The sequence below is a fragment of the Gemmatimonas sp. genome (assembly GCF_044376735.1).
Taxonomy (GTDB): domain Bacteria; phylum Gemmatimonadota; class Gemmatimonadetes; order Gemmatimonadales; family Gemmatimonadaceae; genus Gemmatimonas.
The window spans coordinates 1-8,108 of the sequence record NZ_JBILKJ010000125.1 but is presented as its reverse complement, the minus strand read 5'-3'; the positions used below and the strand labels follow the sequence as shown (position 1 = coordinate 8,108).

The 8,108-nt window shown below is 67.6% G+C and carries 6 protein-coding genes; 3 read left to right on the top strand and 3 right to left on the bottom strand.

Annotation, left to right across the window (positions count from 1 at the left end; all coding sequences use genetic code 11):
- The 3 genes from ACIRA7_RS13200 to ACIRA7_RS13190 all read right to left on the bottom strand — a co-directional run.
- Nucleotides 1-658 (bottom strand): M20/M25/M40 family metallo-hydrolase (locus ACIRA7_RS13200; protein WP_396221309.1); only part of this gene is annotated, 658 nt, incomplete at its 3' end.
- Nucleotides 659-696: 38 nt separating this feature from the next.
- Nucleotides 697-2,640, bottom strand: coding sequence for a pyrroloquinoline quinone-dependent dehydrogenase (locus tag ACIRA7_RS13195; RefSeq protein WP_396221308.1), 1,944 nt, complete (start codon nucleotides 2,638-2,640; stop codon nucleotides 697-699).
- Nucleotides 2,640-3,626, bottom strand: a complete 987-nt coding sequence (locus ACIRA7_RS13190; RefSeq protein WP_396221307.1) for a polysaccharide deacetylase — start codon at nucleotides 3,624-3,626, stop codon at nucleotides 2,640-2,642. The genes ACIRA7_RS13195 and ACIRA7_RS13190 overlap by 1 nt, the downstream gene beginning before the upstream one ends.
- A 102-nt stretch (nucleotides 3,627-3,728) precedes the next feature.
- Between ACIRA7_RS13190 and ACIRA7_RS13185 the strand changes: the two genes are divergently transcribed.
- The 3 genes from ACIRA7_RS13185 to ACIRA7_RS13175 form a co-directional block, all read left to right on the top strand.
- Nucleotides 3,729-4,835, top strand: coding sequence for an alpha-hydroxy acid oxidase (locus ACIRA7_RS13185; RefSeq protein WP_396221306.1), 1,107 nt, complete (start codon nucleotides 3,729-3,731; stop codon nucleotides 4,833-4,835).
- Between the two features lie 91 nt (nucleotides 4,836-4,926).
- Nucleotides 4,927-7,230, top strand: a complete 2,304-nt coding sequence (locus ACIRA7_RS13180; protein WP_396221305.1) for a M14 family zinc carboxypeptidase — start codon at nucleotides 4,927-4,929, stop codon at nucleotides 7,228-7,230.
- Nucleotides 7,231-7,280: 50 nt separating this feature from the next.
- On the top strand, nucleotides 7,281-8,108 hold an 828-nt coding region (locus ACIRA7_RS13175), incomplete at its 3' end, for an amidohydrolase family protein (RefSeq protein ID WP_396221304.1).

Here is an 8,108-nt window from a genome sequence, read left to right as displayed (position 1 = left end):
TGCCGTCGCGCAGCGTACCGCCGCCCCCTTCGTTGATGACCAGCGCGGCGTCGATCAGCCCCTTGTGATTCTTGAGCAGCCAGTCCACACCGTTGGCCGGACCGCTCTCTTCGTCGGCGGTGAGCGCGATGATGATGTCGCGGTCGGGCACGAACCCTTCGCGCTTCATGCGATACACGTTGGCCACGAAGATCGACGCCATCGCCTTGTCGTCGGCGGTGCCGCGACCGTAGTAGTAGCCGTCGCGCTCGGTGAACACGAAGGGGTCGAGGTCGGGCGACCAATCGGCCTTGAGTGCTTCCACCACATCGATGTGCGCGAGCAGCAGCAGCGGCTTCGGCGCGTTGGGGCCGCCCTTGCCGCGAATGCGCGCCACCACGTTGTGCTTCTCCGGGCGCGGGCCGCCCACGAAGATATCGGCCTCGGGGATGCCGGCGGCCTTGAAGCGCGCCGCCATCGCGTTGGCGGCGGTGGTGATGTTACCCGTTTCCACCCCCGTGTTGATCTCGACGAGCTCCTTGTAGATCTCGCGCGACAGCTGCTGCTGGGCCGTGAGGGCGGCGGCATTGTAGATCGGGGTGCGCGGTTGCGCCGAGGCGCCGTGCGACGCCACGAGGGTGGCGCTGAGGCCGAGCAGGGGCACCAGGGAACGACGCATACGGACTCCAGGCTGGGGACGTGAGAAGGGGACGCGCACTAGTGCATGCCGTCGAGGGAGAATGCCACCAGCTCGGCGTTGTCGCCGCCGCCGGTCGCGAGCACAAGGTACTGCACGCCGTTCGCCCCGCGATATGAGATCGGGTTGGCGTAGCCGCGCCCGGCCGGGAGCTCGAATTGCCACACGACGCGACCGTCGCGGGTGTCGAGCGCGTAGAGCACCGAGCCGCCACCCGTGGCGAAGAGGAGCCCGCCCTTCGTAACGGTGCCGCCCACGGCCCCGGCCACGCCGAGTGGCGGCAGCTTCACGTTCTTGAGCAGGGGATGGTTGCGGATGGCCGGTGTATCGCCGAGGGTGACCTGCCAGCGGCGCTTGCCGGTATCGAGATCGATCGCGGTCATGGTGCCGTAGGGCGGCTTGATGAGCGGCAGCTGTTCGGGGGGCGCATGGTCGGCCTTCCCCGAATCGGGATCGGCCGTGACGCCGAGACCGCTGCGTACCAGATCGACCGTGTATTCGTAGCCGATGGTGTCGTTGGGCACGCCCTTCTGCACCCGATACACGACCGGGTTGTCGGTGCCCTTCACGTACAGCGTGTGGGTTTCCGGATCGTACGACGTGCTCCCCCATCCTGCGCCCCCGATGGAGCCCGGCATCACGATGGTGCCCTGCAGCGACGGCGGCGTGAAGATCGGGCCGCTGCGATACTGCGCGAACACCTCGAGGGCGCGCCGCTTGAGCTCCGGAGTGAAGTCGATGAGATCCTGCTCGCTCACGCTCTGCCGCGTGAACGGCGCCGGATTGGTAGGCATCGGCTGGGTAAGCGACGCGCGCTCGCCCGGTACATCGCTCGCCGGCACCGGGCGCTCCACGATCGGCCAGATGGGCACGCCGGTTTCGCGATCGAACACATAGATCCACGCCGTTTTCGACGGGACGGCGACCACATCGCGCGGCTTCCCGTTCCAGGTGATCGTGGCGAGCACCGGCGGTGCCGGCAGGTCGTAATCCCACAATCCATGGTGCACGATCTGGTAGTGCCACACGCGGGCGCCGGTCTTCGCGTTGAGTGCGACCACCGATTCCGCGAAGAGGTTGTCACCCTTGCGATCGCCGCCGTACCAGTCGTTGGTGGGCGTCGACACCGGCAGGAACAGCAGCCCACGCGCCACGTCGAGACTCATCGGCGCCCACACGTTGGTGTGCCCCATGTACTTGTACGAGTCGTTCTCCCACGTGTCCCACCCGACCTCGCCGGAATCGGGCACGGTGTGAAAGCTCCACACGCGCTTGCCGGTGTGCACGTCGAAGGCCTGCACGTCGCCGGGCGGATCGTTGCGATAGCGAATGCGGTCGCCTACGCCATTGCCGACGATCACCAGATCGCCGTACACCACCGGCGGCGAGGTATTGGTGTACTGCAACTGGTTGACGGCGCGACGCAGCTCCTTCGTGAGATCGACTTCACCGTTGACGCCGAACGATGGGATGGGCTTGCCGGTGGCGGCATCGAGCGCAATCAGCTTCCAGCGCGCATTGATGAAGATCCGTCGCCCGGTGGCGGAGGCCCAGGTGGCCACCCCGCGATGCACGAAGCCGGTGCCGTTCGACGGCTGCCCGGTGCGCCACATTTCCGGATCGAACTTCCAGAGTTCGCGACCGGTGCGCGCATCGAGCGCGGCCACCGCCGCGTACGGCGTGGACACGTACATGGTGTCGCCGAGCACGATGGGGGACGCCTGAAAGAGTCCCGGGCGGGCGGCCTTCTGGTTCACGCCGGCGCGGACACTCTGTTCGCCGGTGTTCCACCGCCACGCCAGCTTGAGCCGATTCACGTTGCTGCGGTTGATGTCGCCCAGCGGCGCGTAGCGCATGGCTCCCGGGTCACCACTGGTGTTCGCCCAATCCACGCGCTGTGCGAACGCGGCGGGCGCGGCCCCGATCAGCAGCGTCAACGCCGCAGCGCCGATGATGACGCGCATTATCGCGCCCTCGGTTCGCCAAGCTTGGCCGTCTTGCGCACGTACTCCGCCGCCTCGGCGTGCGTGGCCCACCACACCTTCCCTGCCCCCTTGGCCTGGATGTGCGCGATGAGCAGCTCGAGCGCGATAATGCGCGAGCGATGCCCGGACACATGCGGGTGCAACGTGAGCACGAACATCGTGCCCTCCTCGTACGCCTTGTCGAACTCGTCCATCCACACGCGGGCCACGTCGCGCGGGTTCATGTAGCGCTCGCCACGCGGGTCGAACAGCGGCGCGTCGTCGAGAATCCACTGCACCGGCAGTTCCACCAGTCCGGTGGGCTGCCCACGCTGCATCAGTTCATACGGCGCGTCATCGGCCATGAGCGAGCTCTCGTAGCGAAAGCCCATGTCGCGGAGAATGGTCAACGTGTTCGGGCTGAAGTTCCAGCTCGGCGCGCGGTATCCAGTAGGCTTCTGCCCGGTGAGCGCCGTGAGCTCGGCCACGGCTTTGGTCAGCAACGCGCGCTCGGCCGAATCGGGGAGCGTCATGTTCAGCTCGTGAATCCAGCCGTGCACCGCGAACTCGTGCCGACCGCTCTTCTTGATGAGGTCAGCCATGGTGGGTGTGATCGCCAAGCTCACCGATGGAATGAAGAACGACGCCGGAATCTTGTGCTTATCGAGCAACCGCATGATCCGCGGTAGGCCCACGCGGGCACCGTACTGCATCTCGGCCAACGATCCTACCGTGGGCTCGCCGTAGCGGATCGCGATGGTTTCGTTGTCCACATCGAACGACAGCAGCACGGCCACGCGCGAGCCGTTCGGCCACGCGGTGGGCTGCAGCGAGCGGCCGGCGCGGACTTCGTTGACCACGGCGGTCACACTGTCCATGGACCACTTCCACCCCGGCTTGGCGGAGGTGACAGGCACCGGCTGGGCCTGTGCATGGAGCACGGCGGGACAGCAGGCGAGCAGCAGAGCGCGGGTGAGTCGGCGCATGATTGGGAGGGAAGCGAGAAGATCGAACCGCGGGGTTCCATCCGCAGGGTGGCGGACCGGGGAGCGGCGTGCGGAATGGCTGGCCCGGAGCAATCTTCCAGCATGAACTCCCCGACGCCAATGATCAACCTGCATGGGTTCGAGGCCGCGGCCGCCGACCTGCTCCCCCGCATGGTGTACGACTACTACGCCGGCGGCGCGAACGACGAACTGCTGCTGCGCAGCTCGCGCACGGCATGGAGCGATCGCGCACTCCGATACCGGGTCTTGCGCGACGTGGCCGTGCGGTCGCAGCGCACGACCGTGCTCGGGCACCAGGTGGACTGGCCCGTGTTCGTGGCCCCGATGGCCTTTCAGCAGCTCGCCCACGCCGACGGCGAAGTGGCCACCGCGCAGGCGGCGCAGAACACGGGCGCGGGGATGATCCTCTCCACGCTGTCCAACCGCACGATCGAAGCGGTGCGCGCCGGCACCACGGGGCCACTCTGGTTCCAGCTGTACATCTATCGCGATCGCGGCGTGACCGCGGAACTCGTGCAGCGGGCCGAACGCGCCGGCTGCACCGCGCTGGTGCTCACGGTGGATGCACCGCTTCTTGGCCGACGCGAGCGCGACCTGCTGAACGGCTTTCGTCTGCCGCCTGAGGTAAGTGTCCCCAATCTGGGGGGCACCCTGCGCCAGACGCTCGCCGGCGGCCATGACGACGCCACGCCGCCGGACACCACCGCGTCGGCGTTGGCGGAGTTCTTCGCGCGACACTGGGACTCGTCGATCTCGTGGCGCGATCTGGCGTGGCTGCAGTCGATCACCACGCTCCCCATTCTGGTGAAGGGCGTGGTGCGTGGCGACGACGCCGTGCTGGCCCTCGAGCATGGCGCGGCCGGCGTGATCGTGTCCAACCACGGCGGCCGTCAACTCGATACCTCCATCCCCACCGCGCGAGCACTCCCCGAGGTGGCCGCCGCTATGGCCGGTCGCGGCACGCTGCTGGTGGACGGTGGCATCCGCCGTGGCACTGACGTGCTGAAGGCGCTCGCGATGGGGGCACAGGCGGTGTTGCTGGGGCGCCCGGTGCTGTGGGGGCTGGCCGTGAACGGCCAGCACGGCGCACGGCAGGTGCTGCAGTTGCTGAAAGACGAATGTGACCTCGCCCTCGCACTCGCCGGCTGTCGCACGCCAGCCGAGGTCACGAGCGATCTGCTGGAGTGACGGCCGCACGGGTCGCTCGCGCGTTTCCCAAGCGCGGAATTTGAGCGCAGATTATCGGGAGCAGCTTCCCCGAAACCCAACTGGTGCTCCGATGACCCGTGCGTTCGTATCCTGTACCTTGGCGGCGTTGTGCTTCGCGTCGTCGGCCACCACCGTGAGCGCGCAGCGTCGCGTCGCGCCCGTGGTTCCATCGCCCGCCAGTGTGCTCGGGTGGGAACCCGGTGCCGACCGAAAGCTCCCGACGTGGAAGCAGGTCACCGACTATTTCGCAGCGGTGGACAAGGCGAGTCCGCGCGTGTCGGTTCGCACGCTCGGCAAGACCACGCTAGGGCGTCCGTTCATCGTGGCGTTCATCAGCGACTCGGCCACACTCGCGAACCTGCCGCGCTACCAGAAGATCCAGCAGCAGTTGATGGATCCCCGCCAGCGCACGGCCGCCACGCGCGCCTCGCTGATCGCGCAGGGCAAGAACGTCATCCTGATCACGTCGAGCATTCACTCCACCGAAGTGGGCGGATTCCTCACGCCCTTCGTGATCACCGACCGACTCGCCCGCGCTGACAGCCCCGAGGCGAAGTCGATTCTCGGCAACACGATCATCATGCTCGTGCCAAGCCAGAACCCCGACGGCGTGGACATCGTGGGCGACTGGTATCGCAGCACGCTCGACACGCCGGCCGAGGGCACGAATCCGCCGGCGCTGTACCACTTCTATACGGGCCACGACAACAACCGCGACTGGTACGCCTTCACGCAGAAGGAGACGCGCTACACGGTGGACTCGCTGTACACGCCGTGGACGCCGCAGATCGTGAACGACGTGCACCAGCAGGGGGCGAACGCGGGACGCATCTTCATTCCGCCGTACATGGACCCGCTGGAGCCGAACATCGATCCCGTGCTCACGGCGAGCACCAACGCCTTGGGTATGGCGATGGCGTGGCGCATGACGGCCGACGGCAAGACGGGTATCGCCACCAACGCGTCGTACGATCAGTGGTCGCCGGCGCGTCAGTATTCGTTGAATCATCGCGGGGCGCGCATCCTCACGGAAACGGCGAGTGCGCGACTGGCCACCGCCGTCAACATTCCATTTGAATTGCTCGGGACGGGGCGCGGCTACGACGCAAAAATCGCCTCGTGGAACTTCCCCTCGGTGTGGCCGGGCGGGCGTTGGGGCATTGGCGACATCGTGGCGTATCAGGTGAGCGCGAGCTGGGCGCTGCTGGTGCAAGCGGCGCGTGACCGCGGCGCCTGGCTGGAGAGCTATGCCACGCTGGGCGAGCGCGCGCTGGCGGCCGATCATCCGTGGACCACGACCGACGTGCCAGCGATGTACGTGATCCCGAAGCAGCAGCGGGATCCGGCGGCGCTGCAGCGCCTGCTGTGGACGTTGCAGCACGGGCAAGTGGTGGTGCACGAAAGCCAGCCCGCCGGCAGCTATCTGGTGCCCACCGCGCAGCCGTTCGGGTCGTACGCCAAGGCCCTGCTGGAGCGTCAGGCGTATCCGAATCTGCAGGAATACCCCGGCGGTCCGCCGAAGCGTCCGTACGACGTCACGGCGCATACGCTGCCGCTGCTGTTCGGCGTAGACGTGCAGGCGGTAAAGACGCCGACCATGCAACTTGGCGCGGTCGTGAAGCCGGTGGCCGAGCCCGCGTACGACGTGCCGGGGTTGAGCGGTACCAGCCGCAAGCGCATCGCCATTTATCAGAGCTACAGCGCCTCGATGGACGAAGGGTGGACCCGGTGGGTGTTCGACGCCAATCGCATTCCCTTCACCACGGTGCATGATCGCGACATCCGCGCCGGCGGCCTGCGGGCGAAGTTCGACGCGATCCTGCTGCCGGATCAGTCGCCGGTGCAGCTGCGTCGCGGCCTGGGGCAGCCGTATCCCGACTCCTTGCGCGGCGGCATCGGCGAGGCCGGGGCGGCGGCCCTCAAGGCATTCGTGAGCGAGGGTGGCACGCTGCTGGCCTTCAACGAAGCCAGCGAATACGCCATCGAAACGATGGGGTTGCCGGTGAAGAATGTGTTGGACGGGGTGAAGAACACCGACTTCTATGCGCCGGGTTCGATGTTCGCGGTGGACGTCGACCGCGCGCATCCGCTGGCGGCCACCTTCACCGCGCCGGTGCCCGCCGTGTGGTTCGAAGACAGCCCCACGTTCGAGATCACCGATGCCGCCAAGGCATCAGCGGTGCTGCGCTATCAGAACGCCGGTGATCCGCTGCTGTCGGGGTGGCTGCTGGGCGGCGCCCGCCTGAACGGCCGCGCGGCGATGGTGGATGCCGCAGTGGGGAACGGGCACGTGGTGTTGTACGGCTTCCGGCCCCAGTACCGCGCGCAGTCGAATGCCACCTGGCCGTTGATCTGGAGCGCGATTCTGCGGTAGGCCATCGCCGCGCATTTCCCGTCGGTCATTCCCCTCCTCTCCCACCAGTCATGACACTCTCTTCACGGCGCCGCGCGCTGTTGGCGGCGACGCTGGCCGGCGTTGCCGTCGCCACCGGCCGCTTGGCCCCCGCCGCACTGACCGCGCAACGCGCGGTGGGAACGACCGTCGCCGGCAAAGCGCCGCAAGGCATCACGGCGTTGGTGGGCGGTACGCTCATCGATGGCAACGGCGGCGCGCCGCTCACGAATAGTGTGATCCTCGTGCGCGGCACCACCATCCTGGCGGTGGGGCGCGTGGGGTCGCTGGCGGTGCCCGCCGGCGCGACGGTGATCTCCACCGAGGGGATGCACCTGCTTCCCGGGCTATGGGACATGCACGTGCACCTGATGCTGGTGGGGCACGGCAACTACGCGCACTGGGACAGCGTGTATCCGGGCGAATGGGGGCGCAGCATCATGCCGGCAGCGGCGCGGCAGAGCCTCATGGCCGGCGTGACGAGTGTGCGTGATCTGGGCGCACCGTTGGACGAGGTGCTCGACGTGAAGCGGCGCATCGCGCGCGGAGAGCTGCAGGGGTCCACGATCTACACATCGGGACCGTTCCTGCAGCACGCGCCGTATCCCGGCACCGAGAAGTTCCGGTGGGGGATCGACGGCGTGGCCGACGCGCGCGCGAAGGTGAAGCGACTGGCCGACGCCGGCGTGGACGTGATCAAGCTGATCGATCAGGATCAGATGACCACCGAGGAGATCCGCGCCATCGTGGACGAGGCCCACGCGCGCAAGCTGCCGGTGGTGGCGCATGCGCACCGCCCCGAGGAGATCCGGCGCGGACTCGCAGTGGGTGTGGATGATTTCGAACACACCGGCCTGCAG